The organism is Actinoplanes lutulentus, assembly GCF_003259845.1.
Taxonomy (GTDB): domain Bacteria; phylum Actinomycetota; class Actinomycetes; order Mycobacteriales; family Micromonosporaceae; genus Actinoplanes; species Actinoplanes lutulentus.
Window position 1 is genome coordinate 1 of record NZ_QLMJ01000021.1, and the last position, 26,401, is coordinate 26,401.

The window sequence follows — 26,401 nt, forward strand, 5'->3', positions numbered from 1 at the left end:
GTAGCTAAGCCCTCCAGCGCCGATGGTACTGCACTCGGGAGGGTGTGGGAGAGTAGGACGCCGCCGGACTCAACTTGTATGAAAGCCCACCCGGGTATCCGGGTGGGCTTTCTGCATTTCCAGGCCGTTTTTTGCTGCCGGCTGGGACGGTTGTGGGGCGGGGATGGGCCACGCAGGGCGGTCAGGCTTGATCCCTGCGTGACCCATCCCCGCCCCACAACCTTGCTCACCTGGCCGACTTTCTCTCACGCCTGGTGGTCGAGGAAACTCCTCAACCTTTGGCCGGTCCGCGCCGGCCACGTCGCTGCCTGCGCTAGTTCAGCGCGATGCGACTCCTGCACGCTGCGTCTCGCCACTCAGCCTTTGCTGGCGTTCTTACCCTTGTCGGTCCTCTCGCCGTTGCGGCTCGGTCATTTTGCCGTCTCGCTCGCGAGCCGTTGCGGCCACGCTGCGGCGCGTGGGGTGGTTGGTGTGGGGCCTGCTCCGGGGGTGCTGCTTCTTCCTGGCTGGTTGGTGGGTTCACGTTTGGCTGGCTTGTGGAGGGCGGCTGCTTTGGGTGGGCTGGGGGCTGGGCCTGGGGATTTGGGCTTGTTGGGGCGTACGGAATTGGGGTTCTGAAATTTGGGGTTCTTGACAGGGAGGTGGGGGTTCGGCATAGAGGTGGGTACGGTGCCGACCCAGTGCAGGGAGGGACGACGATGCGGATCAGCGACATTCTTCGAGTCAAGGGTGATCAGGTGGTCACTGTGCCGCCGGAGACTACGGTGGCGCGGCTGGTTGAGGTTCTCGCACACCATCGGATCGGTGCGGTGGTGGTGTCGCGGGAAGGTTCGGCGGTTGAGGGCATCGTCAGTGAGCGGGACATCGTGCGGGCTCTTGCCGCGCGGGGTGCGGCGGTGCTGACGGAGCAGGTGAGCGCGATTCAAACGACGCAGGTGCGGACGGTGGTTCCGGACGCGCAGCTGGAGGATGTCGAGCGGTTGATGACCGAGCATCGATTCCGGCATGTGCCGGTGGTCGCCGACGGGCTGCTGCGGGGGGTTGTCAGCATCGGGGACGTGGTGAAGAACCGGATCGACGAGTTGGAGTCCGAGCGGAGCACGCTCGCCGACTACATCACCGGAGAGCGCACCTGACGCAGATCGCGCCGGCCAGGTAAGACGGGGCCGGCCAGGTAAGCGACGAGAACCAGAAAGCCGAACCGCCGCTGCCCGGGCAATCCGGGCAGCGGCGGTCGGTCGAACAGTCGGCTCAGCGGTTCAGCAGGGCCGCGAGTTTGCTCCGTGGTGCCGCCTTGGCGGCGGTTCGGCGGCGGCCCAGGACGACAGCGGCGACTGCCGCGCCGGCCAGGGCCAGGAGGGCCGCGGTTGTCGACTTCGGATTGCTGCGGGCGGTGGAGGTCGCTTTCGTGCTCGCGGCCGACACCGCCTGGCGCGTACGGGAGTGGGTCGCCGGCAGGGTGTTGAGCTGGTCAGTCGTGGTGGTCATCGCTCACCTCTCAGAAATCGGGGTTATCCCGGCTTATGCCCCTCGTCCTCCGTACTTCAACCTCACGTAGCGGTTCATTCACGCTCTGGAACCGACGCTAATCGGACAGTGAGCGTGGGCGTGTCGGAGACCCGACTCAGCGCACGACCGACAGGCCGCCTCGCTGGGGCTCCTTGCTCAGCCGGTACTGCCGGACCGCCCACACCACCAGCATGATCAGCGCGGTGTCGCGAATCGTGACGAACACGGATCCACCGAACGTCAGTGCCTCCGGGTCGACGACCGTCTGGAGCACCACGCCCGAGAACGCTGCCGCCCCGGCCGAGGCAGCGAGCCGGGCGAACACCGCGTTACGCTGCCGGAATCGGTCACCGTGGCCGAGCCAGTACCCGGGCAGCATCCGGTTCAGCATCATTACGAACAGCACACCGGGGATGGTCGCGACCACCGCGTACGTGAGTGCCAGCAGTAGACCCGCGCCGTTCAGCGTGGCCGCGACCGCGGCCGCCGTGGCGAGCATGATGACGTCGAGGCGGTGCCGGCCGTACTTGTTCTGGGCCACCAGCCAGAGGGCGGCGACCGCCACCGCCGGCAGCATGATCGGACTCAGCGACAGCGGCCCTGCCACGGCCCAGGCGATGAGGAGATAGCCGGCGGCGAACGCGCCGGAACGGACCGGATAACTGTTGATGCTCATCGGCCTGCCTGAGGGGTCGGGAACCGTCGGGCCGGTCCGATCGGCCTCACACCGCATCACTTGAGTGTTCCAGCAGGAGCAGAGCAAGTGTTCCAGCAAGAACAGAACGAGTGTTCCAGCATGAGCAGAGCAGGAATCGAGAAGCGAGCACAACCAGCGTTGACTACCGTTGACGGCGCTGCCGACAGAGGGGACACGATGAGCACGGAAACGCACGTCGCGGACAGCCACGATCTGATCCGGGTGCAGGGCGCGCGGGTGAACAACCTCAAGGACGTGACCGTCGAGATCCTGAAACGGCGTCTGACCGTTTTCACCGGTGTCTCCGGTTCGGGCAAGAGCTCCCTGGTGTTCGGCACCATCGCCGCCGAGTCGCAGCGGATGATCAACGAGACGTACAGCGCGTTCGTGCAGGGGTTCATGCCCACCCTTGCCCGGCCGGACGTGGACGTGCTCGACGGGCTGACCACCGCGATCATCGTGGACCAGGAGCGGATGGGCTCCGACCCCCGGTCGACGGTCGGCACGGCCACCGACGCGAACGCGATGCTGCGCATCCTGTTCAGCCGGCTCGGGCAGCCGCACATCGGGTCGCCGCAGGCGTTCTCGTTCAACGTGGCGTCGATCTCCGGCGCCGGCGCGGTCACCCTGGAAAAGGGTGGGGTCACCACCAAGGAACGGCGCAGCTTCAGCATCGTGGGCGGCATGTGCCCGCGCTGCGAGGGCCGCGGCTCGGTGACCGACTTCGACCTCACCGCGCTCTACGACGACAGCAAGTCGCTGAACGGCGGCGCGCTGACCATTCCCGGTTACAGCATGGACGGCTGGTCCGGCCGCATCTTCCGGGGCTGTGGCTTCTTCGACCCGGACAAGCCGATCCGCGAGTTCACCAAGAAGGAACTGAACGACCTCCTCTACAAGGAGGCCACGAAGATCAAGGTCGACGGGATCAACCTGACCTATCTCGGTCTGATCCTGCAGATCCAGAAGTCCTTCCTGTCGAAGGACGTGGACGCGATGCAGCCGCACATCCGGGCCTTCGTGGAACGGGCGATCACGTTCACCGCCTGCCCCGAGTGCGGCGGCACCCGGCTGAGCGAGGCGGCCCGATCGTCCAAGGTCAACGGGATCAGCATCGCGGACGCCTGCCAGATGCAGATCAGTGACCTGGCCGCCTGGGTGAAAGAGCTCAAGGAGTCCAGCGTGGCGCCGCTGCTCGGCAAGCTCCAGCACACGCTGGACTCGTTCGTCGAGATCGGGCTCGGATACCTCTCCCTGGACCGGCCCTCGGGCACGCTCTCCGGCGGCGAGGCCCAGCGTACGAAAATGATCCGGCATCTCGGCTCGGCGCTCACCGATGTCACCTATGTCTTCGACGAGCCGACGATCGGGCTGCACCCGCACGACATCCAGCGGATGAACGAGCTGCTGCTGCGGCTGCGCGACAAGGGCAACACGGTCCTCGTGGTCGAGCACAAGCCGGAGGCGATCGCGATCGCCGACCGGGTGATCGATCTCGGTCCCGGCGCCGGCACCGCCGGCGGCTCCATCTGCTTCGAGGGTACGGTCGAAGAGCTGCGCAAGAGTGACACGCTGACCGGTCGTCATCTCGACGACCGCGCCCGGCTCAAGGAGAAGGTCCGCGCCGCCACGGGCCAGCTGCAGATCCGTGGCGCCGGCCGGCACAACCTCCAGGACGTGGACGTCGACGTTCCGCTCGGTGTGCTATGCGTGGTCACCGGAGTGGCCGGGTCCGGCAAGAGCTCCTTGATCCACGGTTCGATCCCCGCGGAGTCCGGCGTCGTGTCGGTCGATCAGGTGCCGATCCGCGGTTCACGACGCAGCAATCCGGCCACGTACACAAGCATGCTGGAACCGATCCGCAAAGCGTTCGCAAAGGTCAATGGGGTTAAGCCCGCGCTGTTCAGCGCGAATTCGGAGGGCGCGTGCCCGACGTGCAACGGCAACGGCGTGATCTACACCGACCTGGCGATGATGGCCGGTGTGGCGACGCCGTGCGAGGAGTGCGAGGGCAAGCGGTTCCAGGCGGCGGTGCTGGAGTACAAGTTCGGCGGCAAGGACATCAGTGAGGTCCTGGGTCTGTCGGTGACCGATGCTGAACAGTTCTTCGGCGAGGGCGAGGCGCGCATCCCGGCCGCGCACGCGATCCTGAAGCGGCTCGTCGACGTCGGCCTCGGCTATCTGAGCCTGGGTCAGCCGCTCACCACGCTCTCCGGCGGCGAGCGGCAGCGGCTGAAACTGGCCACGCACATGGGCGACAAGGGTGGCGTCTACGTGCTTGACGAGCCGACCACCGGCCTGCACCTGGCCGATGTGGAACAGCTGCTCGCGCTGCTGGACCGGCTCGTCGACTCCGGCAAGTCGGTGATCGTCATCGAGCACCACCAGGCGGTGATGGCGCACGCGGACTGGATCATCGATCTGGGTCCGGGCGCGGGCCATGACGGTGGCCGGATCGTTTTCGAGGGGACGCCGGCCGACCTGGTGGCTGACCGGTCGACGCTGACCGGTCAGCACCTGGCGACTTACGTCAGCGCCTGATCAACGCGGCCTGGGTCAGGAACCGCAGCAGAGGACGTAACTCGGGTGGCACGGTCGGTTCTGCGACCGTGCCACGCCAATGTCGCCCGCCACATTGGAGGGCGAGGTCGTATCGGACCAGGTCGGCATCGCAGGGTGCCACGATCTTCGCGCCGAGGCGGGTCAGATCGAGACCGCGGACGAGTTGAGTGAGTCGGCGGGCATCGGGCTCGGGCAGGGTCGGGGAGTCCATGACGACGTGCAGGGATCGGCCGGCATAACCACCCGATCGTCGTAGTTCGGCGCGGACGGGTTCGGTCACTGTTCCTCCTCAGGCGGCAACCATCGGATACCTGGAACATTGGCACCTACCTGACTCCAGCGCTGTCAGTTCTTGAACACTTCCGGATTCCCTACAAGTTCCATAGGTCATATAGACAGGTTGAGACAATCCGCTTAATCTCACGACCATGAATCTCTTGATCCGGTCGGCCGGCGCGGCTGTCGCGCTCACCCTGGCGTTCGGCGTGGTGCCCGCGCCGGCGTTCGCGGCCGCCGTGGCATCCGGCCCCGCCGCTCCGCAGAACCCCTACACCGCACCGGCCGGCGGTGCCTCCACACACGGCGACAGCGCGTCGGCGAAGACGTTCACCGGTCGTGGGCCGGCCGGAAGCTCGGTCAAGGTGACCCGGTCGACGCTGCTGTCGGCCTGCCCGACGCTGCTGCACGGCGCCGACGGCCAGCTGCTCGGCCTCTGCACCGAATACATCGGACAGGCGCCGGCCCTGCATCTGCTCGACAAGACGAACGGCAGCTCACTGGCCAAGCTGTCGATCGCCAAGGGGACGCTGCTGGGCGGGGTCTACGCGTACGTCGACAACCTGGATCGGGTGGTGATCGTCGACGGGAACCGGGACCTGCTGCGGATCGCGCACACCGGTGGCACGCTGACCGTCGTCGAGAAGACTCCGCTCAGTGGTGTGATCGACGCGAGTGACGCCGTCGTCGGGGTGATCCCGGCGTACGACGGGCGGGTGTGGTTCGTCACGGCGGCCGGCAAGGTCGGCGCGGTCGACACGTCCACCGGTGCGGCGGTGACCTATCAACTGCCGGCCGGGGAGAAGATCGCCAACAGCATCTCCACGGTGCCGGGGCGGTTCGCGGTCACCAGTGACCGGGCTGTCTACGTCTTCAACACCGCGGATGTCACGCTGCGCTGGCGTTATGCGTACGACCGTGGGGCTGCTCGCAAGCCGGGGCAGCTGTCCTGGGGCAGTGGGGCGACGCCGGTGTTCTTCGGGCCGTCGACCGGTTATGAGTATGTGGCCATCACGGACAACGCGAACCCCCACCTGAACCTTGTGGTGCTGCGTACCGATGGGACGGGGGCGCCGGTGTGTGTGCAGCCGCTCTTCACGAACCGTGCCGCGAGCGGTACGGAGAACGCGCCGGTCGCTGTGGGCCGCAGTGTCTTCATCACCAATACGTACGGGTACGACTACCCGGCTCTGCCGGACGATGCCGGTGAGAGTGTGCCGTCGGACGCGAGCTTCGACGGCGGCGTGGCCCGCATCGACGTGAACGCGGCGGGAACCGGTTGTGCCGTGACGTGGCAGATCAACACGCGCAGCGCCGCGCTGCCCCGGCTGTCGGTGACCGACGGCAAGGTCTACACGGCGATCCAGGACGGGATCCTGGGTGACGCCGACCCGTTCTACTTCGCGGCAATCGACTCGGGCACCGGGGCGGTCAGTGACAAGACGCTGCTCGGGTTCGGTCTGGTCAACCCGTTGCAGACCGCCGGCACGGCGATCAACCGTAGCTATTACCAGGGAACGGTCACCGGCCTGTTGACCATCACGCCGTCAAGTTGAGTCAAGGCGTCCCGGTGTGTTGAGTGCTCAATATTGACGGCGTCAATATTGAGCACTCCTCAACTCAACCCGATCTCAACGCCTCGCGGTGCGACACGACGAGGCGCGACACGGCACGACACGTCGCGACACGACGCGCGGAACCTCAGAACATGACCGGGATCAGCTGCGTCACCCGGGCCATCAGCTCGGCCGTGCTGAACGGCTTCACCAGATAACCCTCGGCGCCGACCACACGACCGAGCTCCATGTCCGACGGCTCACCGTTCCCCGAGATGATGACCGGGATCTGCGCGGTCTCCGGCGACGAGTGCAGCTCGTAGCAGAACCCGAGGCCGTTCAGCTTCCGCGTCGTCACGTCGAGAACGATCAGGCTCGGCTGCTCGTTGACCGCCAGCGACATCGCGGTGATCCCGTTGTCGGTGACCAGCGTGCGATAGCCCGCCATCTGCAACTCCTGCTCGATCAGCGAGCGGATCTCCTCGTCGTCCTCGACGACCAGGACGGTCGGCGGCTCGAGGGCGGCCGCCCAGTCCTCAACCCGCCAGAGGCCGTTCGCGTTCGCGTCGCTGAACGTGATCGTGGTGGTGGGGGACTGAGGCATCTCAACTCCTTCAACGCTGGGACACCTTTGATCGGTCTTACGTTCTCGACCTGCAGAAAAGTGTGTGTTGCAGTAGGGGAGCAGGGGTGGTGGTGACAGGGTCCGGAGCAACGGTTAGGTTAGGGTTACCTAAACCGTGATGCCTGGGGAGGCGACCGTGACCCAGACCGCCGTGCCTACGGAGGCGCCTCCGTTCCGCTTCTTCGAAGTCGAGGTCGTCCGGATCAACCGGCTCAGCCCGAACTTCGTGCGGGTGACGTTCACCGGCGACGACCTCGACCGGTTCGCCGACAACGGGTTCGACCAGCGGATCAAACTGATCCCGCCGCTCGACGACTCCGGCTTCGCGTACCTGCCGCAGGGCCTGGACTGGTACACCCAGTGGCGGCTGCTCCCCGACGAGCGGCGCAACCCGATCCGCACGTACACGGTCCGCGCCGTGCGTCAGCACCTGCGCGAGGTCGACGTCGACATGGTGTTGCACGGGGTGAGCGGCCCGGCGTCGCGGTGGGCGGTCAGCGCCGGTCCCGGTACCCAGGCCCGCCTCATGGGCCCGAACGCGGAGTTCGGCGGCCCGTCCGGCGGCATCGACTTCCACCCGCCGGCGAACACCCGGCACATCCTGCTCGGCGGTGACGAGACCGCGGTCCCGGCGATCGCCTCGATCATCGAGCGGCTGCCCGCGAACGCGACCGGCGAGGCCGTACTCGAGGTCCCGGAGCACGCCGACCGGCTGGAGATCGCCGCCCCGGAAGGTTTCCGGGTCACCTGGCTGTCCCGCGACGGCGCCGCGCACGGCACCTACCTGGTCCCCGCGATCGAAGCCGCCGCGGAACGCCTGCTCGGCGACTGCACCAGCGCGGTGAAGGCCGACCTCGAGGACATCGACGTCGACACCGACATGCTCTGGGAGGTTCCGGACGGCTCGGCGACCACGATCGACGGCTTCTACGCCTGGCTGGCCGGCGAGTCCGCGGTGATCAAGACGCTGCGCCGCCACCTGGTGACCGGCTGCGGCGTCGACCGGCGAGCGGTCGCCTTCATGGGCTACTGGCGCCTCGGCAAGGCCGAATGCTGAAAACCCGAGCTCACCCTCGGGACTGAGGTCACCCTCGGGCCCGAGCTCACGCTCGGCGCGGCTCGCTCTTGGCGCGGATCACGAGGGTACGCACGGACGACCACACCAGGCCGTTCCGGCGTACCCAAGAAGCTCTTAGATCCGGAAGCCCGCCACCACCTCGCGCAGCTCGCCGGCGACCGTGGTCAGCTCGCTGACCGACACCTCCGCCTCGCCCAGCGCCGAGGTCGTGGCGTGCGCCGCGCTGGCGACCGCGTTGATGCTGCCGGCGATGTTGGAGCTGCCGTTGGCCGCTTCGCCGATGCTGCGGCTCATCTCGTTCGTCGTGGCGGTCTGTTCCTCGACGGCCGACGCGATCGTCACCTGGTAGTCGTTGATCTCGGAGATGATCCGCGAGATCTCCTGGATCGCGACGACCGCACTCGACGTGTCGGCCTGGATCGCCTCGACGCGGCGGGCAATGTCCTCGGTGGCCCGCGCGGTCTCCTGAGCGAGATCCTTGACCTCGCTGGCGACCACCGCGAACCCCTTGCCGGCCTCGCCGGCGCGGGCGGCCTCGATCGTCGCGTTCAGGGCGAGCAGGTTGGTCTGCTCGGCGATCGCGGTGATCGCCTTGACCACGTTGCCGATCTCCTCGGACGACGTGCCCAGCTTGGCGACGGTGTCGTTGGTGGTCTGCGCGACGCCGACCGCGCTGGAGGCGACCTGCGCGGCGCTGTTCGCGTTCTGCGAGATCTCCCGGATCGACGCGCCCATCTGGTCGCTGCCGGCGGCCACCGACTGCACGCTCGCGGAGACCTCGCCGGCCGTGCCGGCAACCAGGTTGGCTTGCTCGGAGGCTTCCCGGGACTCGGCGTCCAGGCGGGTGGTGATCATGCCGAGCCGCTGGGTCACGTCGCCGAGCACCTCGGCGCCGTGGTTGAGCTTGCGCACGCTGACGATCAGGCCGTCCCGGGCCCGGTTGGTGGCCTCGGCCATCTGGCCCAGCTCGTCGCGGGAGCGGACCTCGGCGGGGATGGTGAGATCGCCGTCGGCGACCGCGCTGAGCGCCCGGGAGACGGTGGCGAGCTGCCGTTTGATCAGCTGCATCACGCCGAACCCGACGAACGCCGCGATGACGAACCCGATCACCAGCCCGGCGATCACGATCGTGCGGGCGCGCTGGTACGAGGCGGTGCCGTCGGCGGCCATCGCGTCGGCGTCGGACTCCTCGGTCGTCTGCAGGTCGTCCATCGTCGTGGTGATGGTGGTGTCCGAGGTGTTGAAGGCCGCGAGAATGTCGGCGGCGGCCGGCATCTCGAACCCGGAGGGCGGCGCCTGACCGAAGATGACCACGGTGCTCAGCCCGCGGTGGTAGAGCACCGCCTCGGAGAACGCCTGGAGCTTTTCGAGGCGGTCGGTGGCGCCGGACTTCGTGGCGATCGCCTCGTACGTCGCGACCGCGTCGTCGATCTTGGCGGAGGCTTCCTCGGCGCCGTCCAGGCCGGCCTGCATCAGCGCCTCGTTACCGGCCTTGCCGGCGTTGTACTTCAGGGCGCTGCGGAAGTACTCGGTCAGGCCGCCGCGCATGTCGGCGATCTGTTCCATGCTGTCGACGTGCTGGCTCTTCATGGCCTGCAGGTCGTCGCGAAGCTCGGCGAGGCGGGTCAGGGCCACCACGGTCACGCCCAGCGCGACGACCGCGACGCACATCGCGGCCACCGTGCTCTTGATCAGCAGACTGCGGTCGCCGAGCAGCCGATCCAGCAACCCGCGACCCGAAGTAGTGATCTCCGCCTGCATGACGTCCACCATAGAGGCGGTTCCGTCGCATTTCGGCGAATTGCTCAACCTCCTGATGTATTGCCCTGAACTAGGGCGATGCTGCACCTCGCGCGGTGCAACAGGTGCCGGCCGATCGACGGGCGCAGGGCCATCCGGAGCGCTCGGCGTACCCTCGCGCCGGCCACCACCAGCTGGGCGCCGGCGGCGGCCTGGGCCAGGACCTCGCCGGGCGGGCCGACCAGGACCTCGGTGGTGACCGGGACCGACGGGAAACGCCGCCGCCAGCAGGCGACGATCTCGTCGAGGCGGCGGCGCTCGGCGGCGACCGCTGCCAGGTTGCGCTCGCAGAGCAGGTCGCGGCCGCCGTCCGGCATCGGCCAGCCGTGCACCGCGCGCAGCGCCACACCCCGCACCGCGGCCTGCTCGAACGCGAAACCGAGCACGGTCGCCGCGGTGGGGGAGTCGTCGATGCCGGCCAGCACCGGGTCGGTGGCCCGGGGCTCGCCGCGGACCACCACCACCGGGCAGCGGGCGTGGGTGCTGACCGAGGCGGCCGTCGAGCCGAGCAGCGCGCGCACCGCGGAGTGCCGCGGGCCGCCGACCACGAGCAGCGCCGCCTCGGCGCCGCGCTGGGTGAGCGCCACCGCGGCGGTGCCGTGCTCGACACGGGCGCGCACCCGGACACAGGGATGGGTCTCGGCCGCGGCGGCGATGGCCCGGCCCAGCATGTCGCCGACCGCGTCGTCGGTCTCGGCGTCCGGGTAGACCGCGGCGGCGGGCATCATCGCCGCCGCCGGGACATAGGTGGGCCATTCGTACGCGTAAAGCAGCTCGACAGGCGCGTCCGTGCGCTGCGCCTCGTCGAGTGCCCACCGGGCTGCCTTACGGGCGTCCGGAGAGCCGTCGTAACCCACCACGATCCGCTGGTCGGGCACCGTGCCCACCTCCTCGGCGTTGCTACCCACGATCGTCGTGTCTGGACGCCCGCGCGGCAAGACCGAAAGGCTCAGTGGCGCAGGACCTTAACAACTGCTTCAGCGACACCGGTCGACGACGCGGGGTTCTGGCCGGTCACCAGATTGCCGTCGGTGACCACGTGCGGTTGCCAGTCAGCGGCGCCGGTGTGCTTGCCACCCTGCTTCTCCAGGGTGCTCTGCAGCAGGAAAGGCACCACATCGGTCAGACCGACGGCGGCCTCCTCGGAGTCGGTGAACGCGGCGATGTTCTTACCGGCCACGATCGGCGAGCCGTCCGACAGTGTGATGCCGACGAGGGCGGCCGGGCCGTGGCAGACCGCGGAGACGACGCCGCCGCGCTCGTAGAGGTCACGGGCGACGGTGGCGAGGTCGGGGTCGTCCGGGAAGTCGAAGACGGCGCCGTGGCCGCCGGCGAAGAGGATGGCGTCGTAATCGGCCTGGTCGACCTCGGCGAACGTCGGCGTCACCGCGAGCTGGGCCTGGACGGTGGTGTCCTCGGTGAACGCCTTCTGGATCGGGTCGGTCAGGTCGGCGCCGTCGATCGGCGGCTCGCCGCCCGCGACGCTGACGAAGTCGACCGTGTAACCCGCCTCGGTGAACACGTGCCACGGGTGCGCGGCCTCGGCCAGGTAGTAGCCGGTCGGGCGCAGTCCGGCCAGGTCACCGTGGCTGGTCAGGGCGATAAGGATCTTGCGAGTTGCTCTCATATTTCAATACTTGCCCACCTCAGCCATCGGCAACCAAGAGGTTTCCCTCACCGAGCCATAGGATTCCTGATGTGTCCGGACGTGTCTCGCTCGATCTGCTGCATTCCTTCCTCGCCGTCCACCGCGCCGGCACGCTGACCCACGCCGCTGAGGTGCTCGGGCTCTCCCAGCCGACCGTCACGGCCCAGCTGCGTACCCTGGAGACGCAGCTCGGCCAGGCCCTGTTCGTCCGGGGCGCCCGCGGTGTCACCCCGACGCCGGCCGCCGACGATCTGGCCCGCCGTCTCGACGGGCCGCTCGACGCCCTCGCCGGTGTCGCCGGATCGCTGGGCAGCACTCCCGATCACACCCTTCATCTGGGCGGCCCGGCCGAGCTGATGACCGCCCGGGTGCTGCCGGCCCTGAAGACCACGATCGCTGCCGGGATCAGCGTCCGGGTGCGGCTCGGGCTCGCCGACGGCCTGCTTGCCGACCTCGCCGAGGGCCGGCTCGACGTGGTGGTCAGCGCGGTCCGGCTCCGCCGGGCGGGTGTGTACGCCGAACCGCTCTACGACGAGGAGTTCACCCTGGTCGGAGCGCCGGGGACAGGAAAGGAGCAGCCGCTGCTGTCCTATGCCGAGGACATGCCGATCATCCGGCGCTGGTGGCGGCACGTGCTCGGTGCACCGCCGCCGAGACGGGCGGCGCTGGTCGTACCCGATCTGCGCGCGCTGCGAGCCGCCGCGCTCGCCGGAATCGGGGTGACGGTGTTGCCGCGTTATCTGATCGCCGGGGATCTGCGGGCCGGGACCCTGGTCGAGCTGCACCCGACCGACGATCCGCCGATCAACACGCTGTACCTGGCTACCCGGGTGGCGGTGCTGCACGCGCCGCACGTGGCGGCGACCCGGACGGCGCTGCTGGCGGCTGCCCGGTCCTGGTGACCTCGGCCAGCCACGGCTCGACCACCTCGCCGAGCAGCGTGGCCAGGGTGTTCCGGGATTCCTGGTCGAGTGGGGCGAACGCGTCCCGGATCGCGCCGCGGGCCACCTCGATCTTGCTGTGCACGAGCGCTCTGCCCTGGTCGGTCGGGCAGAGCCACACCTTGCGGCGGTCGTTCTCGTCGCGGGAGCGCTCGATCAGGCCGCCCGTCTCCAGGCGGTCGGCGAGCGGGGTGATCGAGGACTGCTGCACGTGCAGGAGCCGGGCGAGCGCGCCGCCGGTGAGGCCCTCGTGCTGGCCGAGCATGTAGAGCGCGAGCAGATCCATCGCCGGCATCCCGGCGTCGACGGCGGCCTCCTCGACCGCGTTCTGGACCAGGCGGCCGGCGTGGAGCGTGAGGTAGCCGAGTTCGAGCCCGCCGGGTGAACGGCCCAAAGACTGCGTCACGAAAGCTTCATCGGCCGAAACATTCGGGGCCTGAAAGGTTACCGGGATCACGTGTCCGAGGTGCGGGATCGGAAACGTGGATTTGATCTTCGCTGGATAGCATTCCCGCGCCGCGTCAGGGTTGTCCGGCATCGATGCATTCCAGTCGATGTTCCGGATTTTTTACTTTTTGGGAGACTGAGAATGGCTGTCAAGGCCGAATACATCTGGGTCGACGGAACCCAGCCCACCGCCAAGCTGCGCTCCAAGACCAAGATCCTGGCTGACGGCGAAAAGCCCGGCATCTGGGGCTTCGACGGCTCCAGCACGAACCAGGCGCCCGGCGACAAGTCGGACTGTGTGCTCCAGCCGGTCTTCACCTGTCCGGACCCGATCCGTGGCGGTAGCCACATCCTGGTCCTGTGCGAGGTCGAGCTGATCGACGGCACCCCGCACCCGACCAACACCCGCGCCCCGCTCCGCGCGGTCGCCGAGAAGTTCGCCGACCAGGAGGCGATCTTCGGCATCGAGCAGGAGTACACCTTCTTCAAGGACGGCCGTCCGCTCGGCTTCCCGGTCGGCGGCGGCTACCCCGCCCCGCAGGGTGGCTACTACTGCGGCGTCGGCTCCGACGAGGTCTTCGGCCGTGAGATCGTCGAGGCGCACATGGACGCCTGCCTCGAGGCCGGCCTGAACCTCTCCGGCATCAACGCCGAGGTCATGCCGGGTCAGTGGGAGTTCCAGATCGGCGCGGTCGCCGCTCCGCAGGTCGCCGACGAGCTCTGGATCGCCCGCTGGCTGCTTTACCGCATCGCCGAGGACTACGGCGTGTCCGCGACCCTCGACCCGAAGCCGGTCAAGGGCGACTGGAACGGCGCCGGCGCGCACACCAACTTCTCCACGAAGGCGATGCGCGAGGGTTACGACGCGATCATCGCGGCCGCCGAGTCGCTGGGCAAGAAGCGCCAGGAGCACGTCGACGGTTACGGCGCCGGCATCGACCAGCGTCTCACCGGTCTGCACGAGACCGCCCCGTGGACCGAGTACAGCTACGGCGTCTCCGACCGTGGCGCCTCGGTGCGCATCCCGTGGCAGGTCGAGAAGGACGGCAAGGGTTACATCGAGGACCGCCGCCCGAACGCGAACGTCGACCCCTACGTCGTCACCCGCCTGCTGATCGACACCATCTGCACCGCTCTCGCCTGATCTGGTGCTTAACGTGCGGGAGCTCCGGCTCCCGCACGTTATAACCTTCCTGCGATGACCTTCGACCTCGTGCCCGGCGATCCGGATTCCCCGGTGATCCTGCACGTCCCGCACGCCTCCCGGGAGATCGTTTCCTCCGATCTGGTGATCGGCCCCGGCGAGATCGCCGAGGAGCTCGACCACCTCACCGACGCGTGGACGGACGTGATCGCGGCCCGGGCTTTTTCGGTCGCGGCCCGCCGGCCCTGGATGCTGATCAACCGGCTGTCCCGGCTCGTCGTCGACCCGGAACGCTTTCCCGGCGACACCGAGGAGATGCTCGCCTCCGGCATGGGCCCGGTCTACACGCACGGTCACTCCGGGCGGCGCTTGCGCACCGACGATCCGTCACGCGACGCGACACTTCTCCACGATCACTTCATTCCGTACGCGTCAGCAATGACGACCCTGGTGGCAGGACGCCTGTCCTCAACCGGCCGAGCGGTGATTCTCGACGTGCACTCGTACTCGACGGTGGCGCTGGCGTACGAACTGCACCGGGACGGGCCCCGCCCGCCGGTCTGCCTCGGCACCGACGAGTTCCACACGCCGGGCTGGCTGCTCGACGCGGCCCGTTCGGCGTTCGACGGCACCGGCCTGAACAGCCCCTTCGCCGGCTGTTACGTCCCGCTGGACCACTGGCGGCGTGACCCGGCCGTCTCCGCACTGATGATCGAGATCCGACGTGACCAGTACATGCGCGAACCCGGCGGCGCCATCCTCGCCGGACCGGACGGCACAGCCGGGCTGGACACCCTCGCCCGGGCGCTCGCCACGCTCGTCGACGCGGTCCCCTGAAGGGTTGACGGCGGTAGGCGCTTTCCGCCATGACGGGTGACATGATGGGCCGGGCAACGTTACCGGGGTCGGGGAGGTGCGGCAGTCGATGGGTATTTTCGAGGCACGGACGTCCGCCGGACCCGGCCGGATCATCGTGACACTCACCGGCGAGTGCGACCTCTCCGCCCGTGAGCACCTCACCGCCATCCTGCTCGACGCGCTCACCCGGGCCAAGGCGGTCTTCGTCGACCTGGCCCCGCTGACCTTCCTGGACTCCAGCGGCGTGCACAGCCTGATCACCGCCCATCACGCCGCGAAACACACCGGAGGCCGGATCTACGTGGTGAACGCCGCCGGCCCGGTCGCCGCCGTCCTCGACCTCACCGGCGTCGGCGCCCTGCTGCGCGCCCCCGCCGACGAGCACCGCCATGTCTGAGGCCACGATGTCCGAGACCGACGGCGACGGCGACGGGATGTCGTACTCGGTGCCCGACGACCTGCGCGCCGTCCGGGTCTTCGTGACCGAGCGGGCGCTGGCACTGGGCATGCCGGAGAACCGGATAGACCTGCTGACCCTCGCGGTCAGCGAGCTGACCACCAACACCCTGCAGCACACGTCCGGCGGCGGGCACATCCGGATCTGGGCGGAGAACGGCCGCTTGGTCTGCGACGTCGTCGACCGTGGCGCCGAGCGCCCCTTCGGCCGTGCGATGCCGGCCGCGGAAGCGGTTCGAGGCCGAGGCCTCGCCATCGTCGAGCGCGTCTGCGACGAGGTCTACACAACGGCCGTCCCCGAGGGAACCCTCGTGCGGATCTGCCTCGACCTCTGACCCGCGACGCGGCGCGGCTCAGCGCGGCTTGGCGCGGCTCGGCGTGGCTCGGCTCGGCGCGACGCAGCTCGGCGCGACGCGACGCGGCTCGGTGGAGGCGGCGAGCACACCGAAGGTCACAGGCCCCGACTCCGCGCCCGTCCCCACCGCGATCGTGGTCCCCGAACCACATCCCGCCGGGGAAACCACGGCCGAACACCGCGCGGACCAGAAGGGCCGTGTCGATTAGGGGTTCGCTACGCCCCCAAACTCGACACGCACGCCGCCCGCCGCTTGACCGTGTCGACTTCAGGTCCGATGCGCACCCCAAGTCGACACGTACGCCGCCTGTCGCTTGACCGTGTCGACTTTGGGTCTGCTGGGCGCCCAAAGTCGACACGCACCGGCGGGAGCGTTTGCGGCCTGTCGACTTCGGCTCCGCCGGGCGAAAGCCGGGCCGAGCCGGTGAGCAAGCCGAGCTGCTGGACAAGCCGGGCCGCTGCGCAAGCTGAGCCGGTGAGCGGGCCGAGCCGTAGCTCAGACGCGGAATCGGGCCCTCATAAGGTGTCTGAACGACGGCCGAGGGGCGCGAGCCGTAGCTCAGACACGGCATCGCGGCCTTATGACATGTCTGAGCTACGGCTCGCGCCTCTCGGCGCTGAGTAGCGCCGCGCCCGGACACGTCGCGAGGTAACGCCGCGCCCGGATATGCCGTGAGGTAACGCCGCACTCGGATACGCCGTGAGGTGGCGCTGACGGCTGGGCGGTGCGGTGCGATCTTGAGTGACTTTCTCCAGCGGGGGTCTGGGAATCGCTCGACGTCTGCGCTGGGGCTGCTGGCGGAGTGCCGGGTTCCGCGGATGGCTGGGTGGGTGGGGGTGGGACTCGGGTCAGATGACGCGCACGGTCAGGGTGCAGGTGTCGTCGTCGGGGCTGGGGGTGTGCAGCAGGGTGTGGATGCGGGTCAGCGGGTTGGGGCCCGGCTTCGCGGACACCGCTGAGAGGTGGCCGCGGACCTCTGCCGAGCGGGCGGTGGTGCCGGCGGATCGGCGTTCGACCAGGCCGTCGGTGTAGAAGAGGATCAGGTCGCCGGGTTCCAGGCGGGCGCTTGCCACCGGGAAGTCCTCGTCCGGTTCGGCGCCGAGCAGCAGGCCCGGTGGGCGGGTCAGTTCGGCGCTCTCGCCGTCCCGGGCCAGCAGCGGGGCCATGTGGCCGGCTCGGGCCCAGGGGAGGGTGCGGGTCCGAGGGTCGTAGACCGAGATCAGGGCGGTGCCGGTGATGCCGAGCTGGGTGCAGAGGCGGTTCATGTGCTGCAGCAGCGTGCCCGGTTCGCGGATGCCGATCGAGAGCCAGGCCATCAGGGCGAAGCGCAGGTGGGCCATGCCGTTGGCCGCTTCCAGGCCGTGGCCGGCCACGTCGCCGATCGCCAGGACGACCAGGCCGTCCGGGAGGGTCTGCGCGTGGTACCAGTCGCCGCCGACCTGGATCGTGCTCTCGGCCGGCAGGTAGCTGACCATCGCCTCCATACCGTCCAGCTTGAACGGGGTGGCGGGCACCGGCTGGATCATGCGTTGCAGCTGGCCGGCCAGGCGGTGCTCGGCCAGCGCCGTCAGTTCGCGGGTCCGCAACTTGTCGCTGAGCTGCTCGATCTCGGTACGCGTATCCACCCGGGCCGTGACGTCCTGCACGACCGCGTAGATCTTCACCGGGGTCCCGGCGGCGTCGTGGGCGATGTCGGACAGGATGCGCAGGTGCTTCACCGCGTCGCCGACCTGGAAGCGGACCGTCACGTCCGAGGTGGAGCCGGTGTCCAGGGTCTGCCACGCGGCCTCGGCCAGCCCGCGGTCCTCGGGCAGCAGCGCGGCGGCCTGGGCGGTGCGGGTGAGTGGCTCGAGACGGGGGTCGCGCTCGAAGATCCGGTACATCCCCGGTGACCAGTCGGTGCGGCCGGTGGCCAGGTCGAACTCGGACCAGCCGAGGCTGCCGAGCAGTTCGGTACGCTCCAGACGGCGCTGATGTTCGTCGACCCGTTCCCACCAGACCAGCAGGCCGCCCAGCACGCGATGGACGCTGATCTCGAAGCGGGACTCGGCGACGACACCGGGCTGGCGCTCCTCGTAACGGAACTCGTCGAGCCGGCCGGGTTCGCCGGTGCGCAGGACGTCGCCGTACAGATGCCAGAGCGGTCCGCCCACCATGGACGGATAGAGGACGCTGATCAGTTCGTTGATCCGCTGGGTGCCGCGGTTCTGGATGTCGGAGACCTGGGCGCTGGTCGCGGCGACGCGGTAATCCACGAGCTCGTCGTCGTCGTGGACCGGCAGCAGCCAGGTGCAGCCCACCGGGATCACGGCGAGCAGCTCGCGGACCACGTCCTCGACGGCCATCAGCGAAGCCTAGCGGTGAGCGCGGGAAACCAGGGGGACAAGGGTGTCGCCATGCCTTTGCGGGCGGGCGGCGTGGATGCCGCCGACGCTGACCGGTGGGGCTCGGTTACGCGTACGCCATGGTGGCCTTGACGCGGTGCAGAAAGGCGGCGTTTGTCGGGGTTGTGCGCAGCTGCTTCAGCAGCTGTTGCATGCCTTCGCGGCGATCCTGGCCGGTGAGGGCGCGGCGGACCTGGGCAATCACGGCGAGTTCGGCGGGTGGGAGGAGGGCCTCGTCGTGGCGCGTGCCGGAGGCGGCGATGTCGATCGCGGGGTAGATGCGGGCCTCGGCGAGGGAGCGGTCGAGTTTGAGGTCGGCATTGCCGGTGCTCTTGAACTCCTCGAAGATCAGGCCGTCCATCGCGGAGCCGGTTTCGGTCAGGGCGGTGGCGATGATCGTGAGGGAGCCGCCGTTCTCGATGTTGCGGGCGGCGCCGAGCAGTTGTTTCGGCGGGTGCAGGGCGGATGCGTCCAGGCCGCCCGAGAGGGTACGCCCCTTGCCGGGTGCGATGAGGTTGTAGGCCCTGCCCAGGCGGGTGATGGAATCGATGAGCATGACGACGTCGCGGCCCTGTTCGACGAGGCGTTTGGCGCGTTCGATGGCCTGTTCGGCGATGTCGGTGTGCTCTTTCGGTGCGCGGTCGAAGGTCGCGGCGATCACCTCGCCATGGATGGTGCGGCGCATGTCGGTGACCTCTTCCGGTCGTTCGCCGATCAGCAGGACCATCAGGTGGCACTCGGGGTGGTTGCGGGTGATGCCGTCGGCGATGTGGCGCAGGACGGTGGTTTTGCCGGCTTTGGGTGGGGCGACGATGAGGGCGCGCTGACCCTTGCCGATCGGCATGACCAGGTCGATCACGCGGGTGGTGAGGTTGTCGGTCTCCAGGCGGAGGCGTTCGGTGGGATGGATGGGTGTTAGTTGGTAGAAATTGGTAGTTTTCGCCCTTGGCGGGCGCACGGCGGTTTGTGTCATGGGGTTCCTCGAAAAAAGGATGGTGGTGCTCGCGTGTGACAGAAACGCGAGGAAAAGAAAGGCTGATCAACGGGGGCTGGAACGCCCGCACCGGGATCTGCTGTGAGCAACGGTAGCACCGATGGGCGATGATGGCACTCCACGGCGTGGTCACGGAGGAGACGAACATGGCACTGCTACGCAGAGTGATCGGATCCGTGTTGCGGAGAGTGCGCCAGGCGCAGGGCCGCACGCTGCGTGACGTCGCCGAGGCCGCAGGCGTTTCGCTGCCCTACCTCTCCGAGGTGGAACGCGGCACCAAGGAGGCGTCGTCCGAGGTGCTGGCCGCGATCTGCCGTGCGCTCGGGCTGCCGCTGCCGGAACTGCTCGACGAGGCGCGCAAGGAGCTGCAGCGCAGTGCGCCGGGCCCGCGAGCCCGGGTGCGTTCTTACGCGACGACCAGGACCGGGGTGCCGGGGTCGACCTTGCCGAGGAGTGCTCGCTGTGCGGCGGCCGGCATCCGGACGCAGCCGTTGGACACGCTGCGGCCGAAGGCGCTCGTGCGGGACCACGCGTGGATGGCGGTGTGCGCGCCCCGCAGCGACGCCGCGAGGTTCTCCTTCTTCTCCGGCACGGTGCCGAGCACCAGCGCGTCGAGTCCTTCGTAAACCGCGCCGTTCGTGGTGGTCGTCCCCATCACGAAGGTGCGGCCGAGCGGCGTGGGCGTGGCCTTCGACCCGACGGAGACCTCCCACGACTGCTCCTCCTCGCCCTCGCGCAGCCAGGTGAGGCGGTGTTCGCTGAGGTCGACGACGATGTGGTCACCCAGCGGTTCGGGGGTCCAGCCGTCCTCGGGAACCCAGCCGATCCGCCGGTTCGACGACGGGGCGAGCACCGCGACCCAGCCGTTGTCGCGGGCCACGATCGGTGCGACCGTCGGCAGGCCGCTGATCTTCGGCGGGAGGTACGCGCGGGGTTTGCCGCCGGGCTCGTCGTAGAGCGCCATCTTCTTGGTCGGCCGCAGTGCTTCGGTCGGCACGTCGAGGCTGGTGGCGCCGGGGTCCTCGGGCAGGCCCTCGGGGCCTTCCGCGTAGGTGATCACGTGGAGGTCCTTCGGCGGTTCGGACGCCTCCAGCGGCTCTTCTTCCGGCTCGGGCAGCGCCGAAGCGGGCGCCGCCGACGGGCTCACCCAGGTGCCGGTCGTTTCGTTGCCCCGGGCGACCGCGACCGCCGCGCCGAGGGCCAGGAGCAGCGCGACAACCGTCAGGATCAACAGGTACGCGCGGGTCCGGCTCCGCGGCTGGACAGTGTGCGGGGCGCTGGGCATCCGCCCAGGGTAGCGGGAGCTGTTCCGGCCGATGTGAGGAACATTCCGCATCAGTGGTCTTCGTAACTCCTATCTGACGGGCGGGGATTGCCGGCGATAGGGTGAGAATCATGCTGCGCAAGCTGGGATTTCTCACGATCGGGCTGTTCGACGAGGCGGACCCGGGCCGGGGCCACGAGTCCACGCTGGAGATCATCGAGCTGGGGGAGCGCCTCGGATTCGACAGTGCCTGGCTGCGGCATCGCCATCTGCAGTTCGGCATCTCGTCACCGGTCGCCGTGCTCGCCGCCGCGACCCAGCGGACCAGCCGGATCGAGCTGGGCACCGCGGTCACGCCGCTCGGCTGGGAAAATCCGCTGCGCCTCGCCGAGGACCTGGCCACCGTCGACATCCTGTCCGGTGGGCGGCTCAATCCGGGGATCAGCGTGGGCCCGCCGATGCAGTACGAGCAGGTGAAGGACGCGCTCTACCCGGACTCCGGCTCGGTGGAGGACTTCAGTTACACCCGGGTCGAGCGCTTCCTGGCCGCCGTCCGCGGCGAGGCGGTGACCGATTTTGAGGGCTCGGTCGGGTTCGAGCAGTTCTCTCAGCGGGTTCAGCCGCACTCGCCCGGGCTCGCGTCCCGCCTGTGGTACGGCGGCGGCAGCCTGCGGTCGGCGCAGTGGGCCGGTGAGCACGGGATGAACTTCCTGACCAGCAGCGTGGTGAAAGCCGAGGAGTCGGAGGACTTCGAGCAGATCCAGCTGTCGCACGTGCGGGCGTTCCGGGCCGCGCATCCGGCGGGCCGGGTCTCGCAGGGGCTGGTCGTGATTCCGACCGACAGCGCGACGGCCTCGCAGAAGGCGAAATACGCGGCGTACGCGGAGAAACGCTTGCCGCGGACCCGGGCACCGCAGGGGCCGGCCCGGATGATGTTCGCGCCCGACCTGGTCGGATCATCCGCGGAGCTGGCGGAGCGGTTGGCGGCGCATGCCGCCTTCCAGGAGATCGACGAGGTGGCGTTCGCGCTGCCGTTCACATTCGAGCACGAGGATTACGTGCAGATCCTGACCGATATGGCCCAGTCACTGGGTCCGGCGCTCGGCTGGAAGCCCGCCGTTTAGAGACGGGACAATCGCGCGGCGAGGCCGTCGACGAACATGGTGAGGGCGAACTCGAAGCTGTCCCGGTCGACGGCGTCGGCGTGCTCGCGCAGCCGGTGCGCGTCGCCGAGCGCGGGGTAACGGTCCAGGTACACCTGCACGTCGTCGACGAAACCCCGGGAGAACGAGCCCATCGCGGCACCCACCACCAGGTATTTCGTGGAGGCGCCGATCATCGTGGCCTCCCGGGGCGGCCAGCCGGCGGCGACCAGGCCGCCGTGGATCGCGTCGGCGCGGCGCAGTGAGGCGTCGCGCTGGCCGGGGCCGCGCGCCAGGAACGGCACGATGTTCGGATGCCCGGCGAGTGCCGCGCGATAGGACCGCGCCCAGCCGAGCAGGCCCTCGCGCCAGCCCTGGGTGAAGGCGCTGACGTCGACCTTCTCCATGATTTCGCTGGCAACGTCGTCGAGCAGTTGCTCCTTGGTCGGATAGTGGAAGTAGAGCGCCGGCGCGCTGACACCGAGCGCGGTGGCGAGTTTGCGCATGCTGAGCCCGTCGAGGCCGTCCCGGTCGATGATCTCGAGCGCCGCCGCGCGGATGCCGGCCTGGCTCAGCAACGGGGTGGTCGGCCGCGCCATGTGGCTCCTTCCGTTGTTTTATCTAACGGTGTTAAGTTAGCATCCGACTTGAAACCTGACAGCGTTAGTTTTACTTCTTCCGGGAGGCGCCGTGGACCTCGGCCTGACGGACGAGCAGGAGCAGTTCCGCTCCCTGGCCCGAGACTGGGTTGACCGTGAGGTCGTCCCGCACGTGACCGATTGGGATCGTGCCGAGCAGGTCGACCTGAAGATCGTCGGCAAGCTCGGCGAACTGGGCTTTCTCGGACTCGGCATCACTGAGGAGTTCGGCGGCTCGGGCGGCGACTTCCTCTCCTACATCCTGATGATGGAGGAGCTGGGTCGCGGCGACACGTCGGTGCGCGGCATCGTCTCGGTCTCGCTGGGCCTGGTCGCGAAGAACATCCAGGCTTATGGCACGACCGCTCAGAAACAGCGGTGGCTGCCGGGGCTGTGCTCCGGCGAGATGCTGGGCTGTTTCGGTCTCACTGAGCCGGGCACCGGATCCGACGCCGGCAATCTGACCACCCGGGCCGTCCCCGACGGCGACGGCTGGCTGATCAGCGGCGAGAAGATCTTCATCACGAACGGGACCTGGGCTCAGGTCGTGCTGGTCTTTGCGCGTACCGGAGGGCCTGGACCGAAAGGGATCAGCGCCTTCCTGGTGCCCACCGACGCGCCGGGCGTTGCCCGGCGCGAGATCAAGGGGAAACTCGGCCTGCGCGGTCAGGCGACAGCCGAGATCAACTTCGATGGGGTACGCGTCACCGAGGCTGATCTGCTCGGCGAAGAAGGTGGCGGCTTCAAGATCGCCATGTCGGCCCTCGACAAGGGCCGGATCGCCGTCGCGTCCGGTTCCGTCGGCCTGGCCCGCGGTTGCCTCGAAGCCTCCGTCGCCTACGCGAAGGAGCGCGTCCAGTTCGGCAAGCCGATCGCCTCGTACCAGCTGGTGCAGGAGATGCTTGCCGACATGGCGGTCGAGACCGACGCCGCCCGGCTGATGGTCTGGCGGGCCGCTGACCTGGTCGACCGGGGTCTGCCGTTCCGCACCGAGGCCTCGATGGCGAAGCTGTTCGCCACCGAGTCCGCCGTGAAGGCCGCCAACCAGGCGATCCAGGTGTTCGGCGGGTACGGGTACGTCGACGAGTTCCCGGTCGGCAAGGCCATGCGCGACGCCCGCGTCACCACGCTCTACGAAGGCACCAGTCAGATCCAGAAACTGCTCATCGGCCGTGCGCTGACCGGGATCAGCGCGTTCTGAGGAGGTACGTGTTGAGTCGGGTAGCCATCGTCACCGGAGCCGCGCGGGGTATCGGCGCGGCAACCGCCGTCAAGCTCGCGTCCGACGGCGCGGCGGTCGCCGTGCTGGATCTGTCCTCGGACGCCTGCGCTCCTCTCGTTGACCAAATTCGCTCGGCCGGTGGCACGGCGGTTGCCTTCTCCTGCGATGTCGCCGACGAGGCGCAGGTCGACGCGGTCTTCGACAAGGTCGCCGGTGAGCTCGGCAGCGTCGACGTGCTGGTCAACAACGCCGGGGTGCTGCGGGACAACCTGCTGCACAAGATGTCCTCGTCGGACTGGGACATCGTGATGAACGTGCACCTGCGCGGCGCCTTCCTGTGCAGCCGGGCGGCGCAGCGGCACATGGTGCCCCAGCGCTCCGGGAAGATCGTCAACACGTCCAGCGTCTCCGCGCTGGGCAACCGGGGGCAGGCCAACTACGCCGCCGCGAAGGCCGGGATCCAGGGTTTGACGCGTACGCTCGCGATGGAGCTCGGGCCGTTCGGCATCAACGTGAACGCTGTGGCGCCCGGCTTCATCGTGACCGAGATGACCGACGCGACCGCGGCCCGGGTCGGCATCGCCGCCGAGGACATGCAGGCCAAGGCCGCCGAGATCACCCCGCTTCGCCGGGTGGGTCAGCCTTCCGACATCGCGAATGTTGTCGCGTTTCTGGCGAGTGACGCGGCTTCCTTCATCACCGGACAGACCATTTATGTCGACGGCGGACGCCGACTTTAATAGGGGATCTTTTCTATGCGTCGCTCAGTTTTCAACGAAGACCACGAGGCGTTCCGGCAGACGCTGCGGACGTTCATCGAGGCCGAGGTGGTACCGAACTACGACGAGTGGTTCGTGGCCGGCGAGGTGCCGCGCGACTTCTACAAGAAGCTCGCCGAGCTGGGCCTGTTCGGCATCGAGGTGCCCGAGGAGTACGGCGGCGCCGGCATCGACTCGTTCAAGTTCGCCGCCATCCAGACCGAGGAGACCACCCGGGCCGGTGTGTCGTTCGGTGCCTCCGGGGCGCACGTCGCGCTCTGCCTTCCGTACCTTCTGCAGCTCGCCACCGAGGAGCAGAAGCGCCGCTGGCTGCCCGACTTCGTCTCCGGCGAGGCGATGTACGCGATCGCGATGACCGAACCGGGCACCGGCAGTGACCTGGCCGGCATGAGCACCACGGCGCGTCTCTCCGAGGACGGCACGCATTACGTGCTGAACGGCGCGAAGACCTTCATCACCGGCGGTGTGCACGCCGACAAGGTGATCGTCTGTGCGCGGACCGCCGCGTCGCTGCCCGAGGACCGCCGGCACGGCATCACGCTGCTGGTCGTCGACACGAAGCTGCCGGGTTACTCGGTCGGCCGCAAGCTGGACAAGCTGGGTCTGCGTACCTCGGACACCGCCGAGCTGGCGTTCGTCGACGTGAAGGTGCCGGTCGAGGACCTGCTCGGCGAGGAGAACAAGGGCTTTTCCTACCTGGGCAAGAACCTGCCCAAGGAGCGGCTGTCGATCGCGTACGGCGCGTACGCGCAGGCCGCGGCGGCGGTGCGGTTCGCCAAGCAGTACACCCAGGAGCGCAAGGTCTTCGGCCAGGCCGTGGCGTCGTTCCAGAACACCAAGTTCGAGCTGGCCGCGTGTCAGGCCGAGGTTGACGCCGCGCAGGCGGTGGCCGACCGGGCCCTGGAGGCGCTCGACGACGGTGAGCTGACCGCTGCCGAGGCCGCGTCGGCGAAGCTGTTCTGCACCGAGGTGGCGCACCGGGTGATCGACCGGTGCCTGCAGCTGCACGGCGGCTACGGGTTCATCAACGAGTACCCGATCGCTCGCCTCTACGCCGACAACCGGGTCAACCGGATCTACGGCGGCACGTCCGAGGTGATGAAGATGATCATTGCGAAGGACATGGGTCTGTAGTTCTTGTCATCTCGGGGCGGGGCCATCCTTCTGCGATAGGCCCCGCCTGGGATGTATCGACGTTCGTCACTTTCTGGCTACGGTCGGGCCGGGCAGCAGCCCGTTCCCCCGTCAGGCAGAAAGGACGAACGCATGCGCTCCGTTCCCCGGATGCTCCTCGCTGTCGCCGTTGCCGTCGCCGGGTTGTTCGCGCCGGCCACCGCGGCCCTCGCGAACCCCTCCGACGTCGGTCCACTGGTCGTCGGCGGCCAGCCCGCCAGCGAGAACTACTCGTTCATGGTCTACGTCTCCGGCTGCACCGGCTCGCTCATCAAGGCGAACTGGGCGGTCACCGCGGCACACTGCCCGACACCCTCGACGGTGCGGGTCGGCAGCATCAACCGCAGCAGTGGCGGCACCGTGGTGTCGGTCCGGCGGGCCGTCACCCACCCGCGGATCGACGTGAAGCTGCTCGAACTGGCGTCCTCGGTGACCCACGCGCCCGCCTCGATCCCCACGGCGTCCGGCGCGGTCGGCACCGCCACCCGGATTATCGGCTGGGGACAGACCTGCCCGCAGCGCGGCTGCGGCTCGGCCCCGACGGTCGCCAACGAGCTGAACACGTCGATCGTGGCGGACAGCCGCTGCTCCGGCATCGACGCCGCGTACGAGATCTGCACCAACAACACCAACGGCAACGCCGGCGCCTGTTACGGCGACTCCGGCGGGCCGCAGGTCCGTCAGGTCAGCGGCCGCTGGGCGCTGATCGGCGTCACCAGCCGGGCCGGCAACAACAGCTCGACCTGCGCGACCGCGCCGTCGATCTACGGTGACCTGCCGTCCATCCGCGCCTGGGTGAACACGCAGGTCGGCGGTCTGCCTGCCTGACCTTTTCGCGCACGTCATTCGACG

General features: G+C 68.7%; 26 protein-coding genes and 1 pseudogene. 15 read left to right on the top strand and 12 right to left on the bottom strand.

The window, feature by feature from the left end; translation table 11 throughout:
* Positions 1–698 precede the first annotated feature (698 nt).
* Positions 699–1,136 carry a CBS domain-containing protein gene (locus B0I29_RS35555; protein WP_111653542.1) on the top strand — a complete coding sequence of 146 codons (438 nt, stop codon included), beginning with the start codon at positions 699–701 and terminating at the stop codon, positions 1,134–1,136.
* A gap of 115 nt (positions 1,137–1,251) precedes the next feature.
* Here B0I29_RS35555 and B0I29_RS35560 read toward each other — a convergent pair whose 3' ends face one another.
* Together B0I29_RS35560 and B0I29_RS35565 are read right to left on the bottom strand one after the other, a co-directional pair.
* Positions 1,252–1,488, bottom strand: a complete 237-nt coding sequence (locus tag B0I29_RS35560; protein ID WP_111653543.1) for a hypothetical protein — start codon at positions 1,486–1,488, stop codon at positions 1,252–1,254.
* A gap of 136 nt (positions 1,489–1,624) precedes the next feature.
* A complete protein-coding gene (locus tag B0I29_RS35565; RefSeq protein ID WP_146617001.1) occupies positions 1,625–2,185 on the bottom strand; it encodes a hypothetical protein in 561 nt (186 codons plus the stop codon).
* A gap of 198 nt (positions 2,186–2,383) precedes the next feature.
* Between B0I29_RS35565 and B0I29_RS35570 the strand changes: the two genes are divergently transcribed.
* On the top strand, positions 2,384–4,747 hold the full coding sequence (locus tag B0I29_RS35570) for an ATP-binding cassette domain-containing protein (RefSeq protein WP_111653545.1): 2,364 nt from the start codon (positions 2,384–2,386) through the stop codon (positions 4,745–4,747).
* Here B0I29_RS35570 and B0I29_RS45395 read toward each other — a convergent pair.
* Positions 4,737–5,048 carry a protealysin inhibitor emfourin gene (locus B0I29_RS45395; RefSeq protein ID WP_146617002.1) on the bottom strand — a complete coding sequence of 104 codons (312 nt, stop codon included), beginning with the start codon at positions 5,046–5,048 and terminating at the stop codon, positions 4,737–4,739. The two genes, B0I29_RS35570 and B0I29_RS45395, sit on opposite strands and share 11 nt — an antisense overlap.
* A gap of 148 nt (positions 5,049–5,196) precedes the next feature.
* Between B0I29_RS45395 and B0I29_RS35580 the strand changes: the two genes are divergently transcribed.
* Positions 5,197–6,600: an NHL repeat-containing protein gene (locus B0I29_RS35580; protein ID WP_111653547.1), complete on the top strand. Its 1,404-nt coding sequence runs from the start codon at positions 5,197–5,199 to the stop codon at positions 6,598–6,600.
* Between the two features lie 145 nt (positions 6,601–6,745).
* Here B0I29_RS35580 and B0I29_RS35585 read toward each other — a convergent pair whose 3' ends face one another.
* Positions 6,746–7,204, bottom strand: a complete 459-nt coding sequence (locus B0I29_RS35585) for a response regulator transcription factor (RefSeq protein WP_111653548.1) — start codon at positions 7,202–7,204, stop codon at positions 6,746–6,748.
* Positions 7,205–7,361: 157 nt separating this feature from the next.
* On the opposite strand from B0I29_RS35585, the gene B0I29_RS35590 reads away from it, so the two are divergent.
* Positions 7,362–8,282, top strand: a complete 921-nt coding sequence (locus B0I29_RS35590; RefSeq protein WP_111653719.1) for a siderophore-interacting protein — start codon at positions 7,362–7,364, stop codon at positions 8,280–8,282.
* Positions 8,283–8,417: 135 nt separating this feature from the next.
* On the opposite strand, the gene B0I29_RS35595 is transcribed toward B0I29_RS35590, so the two are convergent.
* Genes B0I29_RS35595 through B0I29_RS35605 form a run of 3 tightly spaced genes read right to left on the bottom strand, consistent with a single transcriptional unit; the run spans position 8,418 to position 11,730 of the window.
* Complete coding sequence (locus B0I29_RS35595) at positions 8,418–10,064, bottom strand: methyl-accepting chemotaxis protein (RefSeq protein ID WP_111653720.1); 1,647 nt, start codon at positions 10,062–10,064, stop codon at positions 8,418–8,420.
* 44 nt (positions 10,065–10,108) lie between these two features.
* Positions 10,109–11,011, bottom strand: coding sequence for a universal stress protein (locus B0I29_RS35600; RefSeq protein WP_111653549.1), 903 nt, complete (start codon positions 11,009–11,011; stop codon positions 10,109–10,111).
* 41 nt (positions 11,012–11,052) lie between these two features.
* Entirely contained in the window at positions 11,053–11,730 is a 678-nt protein-coding gene (locus B0I29_RS35605) for a type 1 glutamine amidotransferase domain-containing protein (RefSeq protein WP_111653550.1), read from the bottom strand.
* 71 nt (positions 11,731–11,801) lie between these two features.
* On the opposite strand from B0I29_RS35605, the gene B0I29_RS35610 reads away from it, so the two are divergent.
* Positions 11,802–12,653, top strand: coding sequence for a LysR family transcriptional regulator (locus B0I29_RS35610; RefSeq protein ID WP_111653551.1), 852 nt, complete (start codon positions 11,802–11,804; stop codon positions 12,651–12,653).
* Here the strand turns inward: B0I29_RS35610 and B0I29_RS35615 are convergent.
* Positions 12,574–13,098: a MarR family winged helix-turn-helix transcriptional regulator gene (locus tag B0I29_RS35615; RefSeq protein ID WP_181558145.1), complete on the bottom strand. Its 525-nt coding sequence runs from the start codon at positions 13,096–13,098 to the stop codon at positions 12,574–12,576. The genes B0I29_RS35610 and B0I29_RS35615 overlap by 80 nt on opposite strands.
* A 183-nt stretch (positions 13,099–13,281) precedes the next feature.
* Here B0I29_RS35615 and glnII point away from each other — a divergent pair, with 183 nt between their 5' ends.
* From glnII to B0I29_RS35635, 4 genes are all read left to right on the top strand, one after another.
* A complete protein-coding gene (gene glnII, locus B0I29_RS35620) occupies positions 13,282–14,283 on the top strand; it encodes a glutamine synthetase (RefSeq protein ID WP_111653553.1) in 1,002 nt (333 codons plus the stop codon).
* Between the two features lie 54 nt (positions 14,284–14,337).
* The gene (locus B0I29_RS35625) at positions 14,338–15,120 is read left to right on the top strand and encodes an N-formylglutamate amidohydrolase (protein ID WP_111653554.1); all 783 of its coding nucleotides are present in this window, start codon (positions 14,338–14,340) and stop codon (positions 15,118–15,120) included.
* Positions 15,121–15,208: 88 nt separating this feature from the next.
* Entirely contained in the window at positions 15,209–15,538 is a 330-nt protein-coding gene (locus B0I29_RS35630) for an STAS domain-containing protein (protein WP_111653721.1), read from the top strand.
* On the top strand, positions 15,531–15,932 hold the full coding sequence (locus tag B0I29_RS35635) for an ATP-binding protein (RefSeq protein WP_245973022.1): 402 nt from the start codon (positions 15,531–15,533) through the stop codon (positions 15,930–15,932). The genes B0I29_RS35630 and B0I29_RS35635 overlap by 8 nt, the downstream gene beginning before the upstream one ends.
* An 869-nt stretch (positions 15,933–16,801) precedes the next feature.
* Here the strand turns inward: B0I29_RS35635 and B0I29_RS35645 are convergent.
* Both B0I29_RS35645 and rho read right to left on the bottom strand, forming a co-directional pair.
* Positions 16,802–18,298 carry a PP2C family protein-serine/threonine phosphatase gene (locus B0I29_RS35645; RefSeq protein WP_111653556.1) on the bottom strand — a complete coding sequence of 499 codons (1,497 nt, stop codon included), beginning with the start codon at positions 18,296–18,298 and terminating at the stop codon, positions 16,802–16,804.
* Positions 18,299–18,404: 106 nt separating this feature from the next.
* Positions 18,405–19,310, bottom strand: coding sequence for a transcription termination factor Rho (rho, locus tag B0I29_RS35650; RefSeq protein WP_245973024.1), 906 nt, complete (start codon positions 19,308–19,310; stop codon positions 18,405–18,407).
* A 167-nt stretch (positions 19,311–19,477) separates the two neighbouring features.
* Between rho and B0I29_RS35655 the strand changes: the two are divergent.
* A pseudogene (locus B0I29_RS35655) lies at positions 19,478–19,705 on the top strand (helix-turn-helix domain-containing protein); the annotation flags it as partial.
* A 32-nt stretch (positions 19,706–19,737) separates the two neighbouring features.
* Here the strand turns inward: B0I29_RS35655 and B0I29_RS35660 are convergent.
* Complete coding sequence (locus tag B0I29_RS35660) at positions 19,738–20,616, bottom strand: L,D-transpeptidase (RefSeq protein ID WP_245973029.1); 879 nt, start codon at positions 20,614–20,616, stop codon at positions 19,738–19,740.
* 110 nt (positions 20,617–20,726) lie between these two features.
* Between B0I29_RS35660 and B0I29_RS35665 the strand changes: the two genes are divergently transcribed.
* On the top strand, positions 20,727–21,719 hold the full coding sequence (locus B0I29_RS35665) for an LLM class flavin-dependent oxidoreductase (protein ID WP_111653557.1): 993 nt from the start codon (positions 20,727–20,729) through the stop codon (positions 21,717–21,719).
* Here B0I29_RS35665 and B0I29_RS35670 read toward each other — a convergent pair.
* Positions 21,716–22,336, bottom strand: a complete 621-nt coding sequence (locus tag B0I29_RS35670; RefSeq protein WP_111653558.1) for a TetR/AcrR family transcriptional regulator — start codon at positions 22,334–22,336, stop codon at positions 21,716–21,718. The genes B0I29_RS35665 and B0I29_RS35670 overlap by 4 nt on opposite strands.
* 91 nt (positions 22,337–22,427) lie before the next feature.
* On the opposite strand from B0I29_RS35670, the gene B0I29_RS35675 reads away from it, so the two are divergent.
* The 4 genes from B0I29_RS35675 (at position 22,428) to B0I29_RS35690 (ending at position 26,377) form a co-directional block, all read left to right on the top strand.
* Positions 22,428–23,576, top strand: a complete 1,149-nt coding sequence (locus tag B0I29_RS35675) for an acyl-CoA dehydrogenase family protein (RefSeq protein ID WP_111653559.1) — start codon at positions 22,428–22,430, stop codon at positions 23,574–23,576.
* Positions 23,577–23,587: 11 nt separating this feature from the next.
* Complete coding sequence (gene fabG / locus B0I29_RS35680; RefSeq protein ID WP_111653560.1) at positions 23,588–24,337, top strand: 3-oxoacyl-ACP reductase FabG; 750 nt, start codon at positions 23,588–23,590, stop codon at positions 24,335–24,337.
* 15 nt (positions 24,338–24,352) lie between these two features.
* Positions 24,353–25,510 (top strand): acyl-CoA dehydrogenase family protein, encoded by a 1,158-nt coding sequence (locus B0I29_RS35685; protein ID WP_111653561.1) that lies wholly within the window; start codon positions 24,353–24,355, stop codon positions 25,508–25,510.
* Between the two features lie 132 nt (positions 25,511–25,642).
* Complete coding sequence (locus B0I29_RS35690) at positions 25,643–26,377, top strand: S1 family peptidase (RefSeq protein ID WP_111653562.1); 735 nt, start codon at positions 25,643–25,645, stop codon at positions 26,375–26,377.
* Positions 26,378–26,401: the final 24 nt, after the last annotated feature.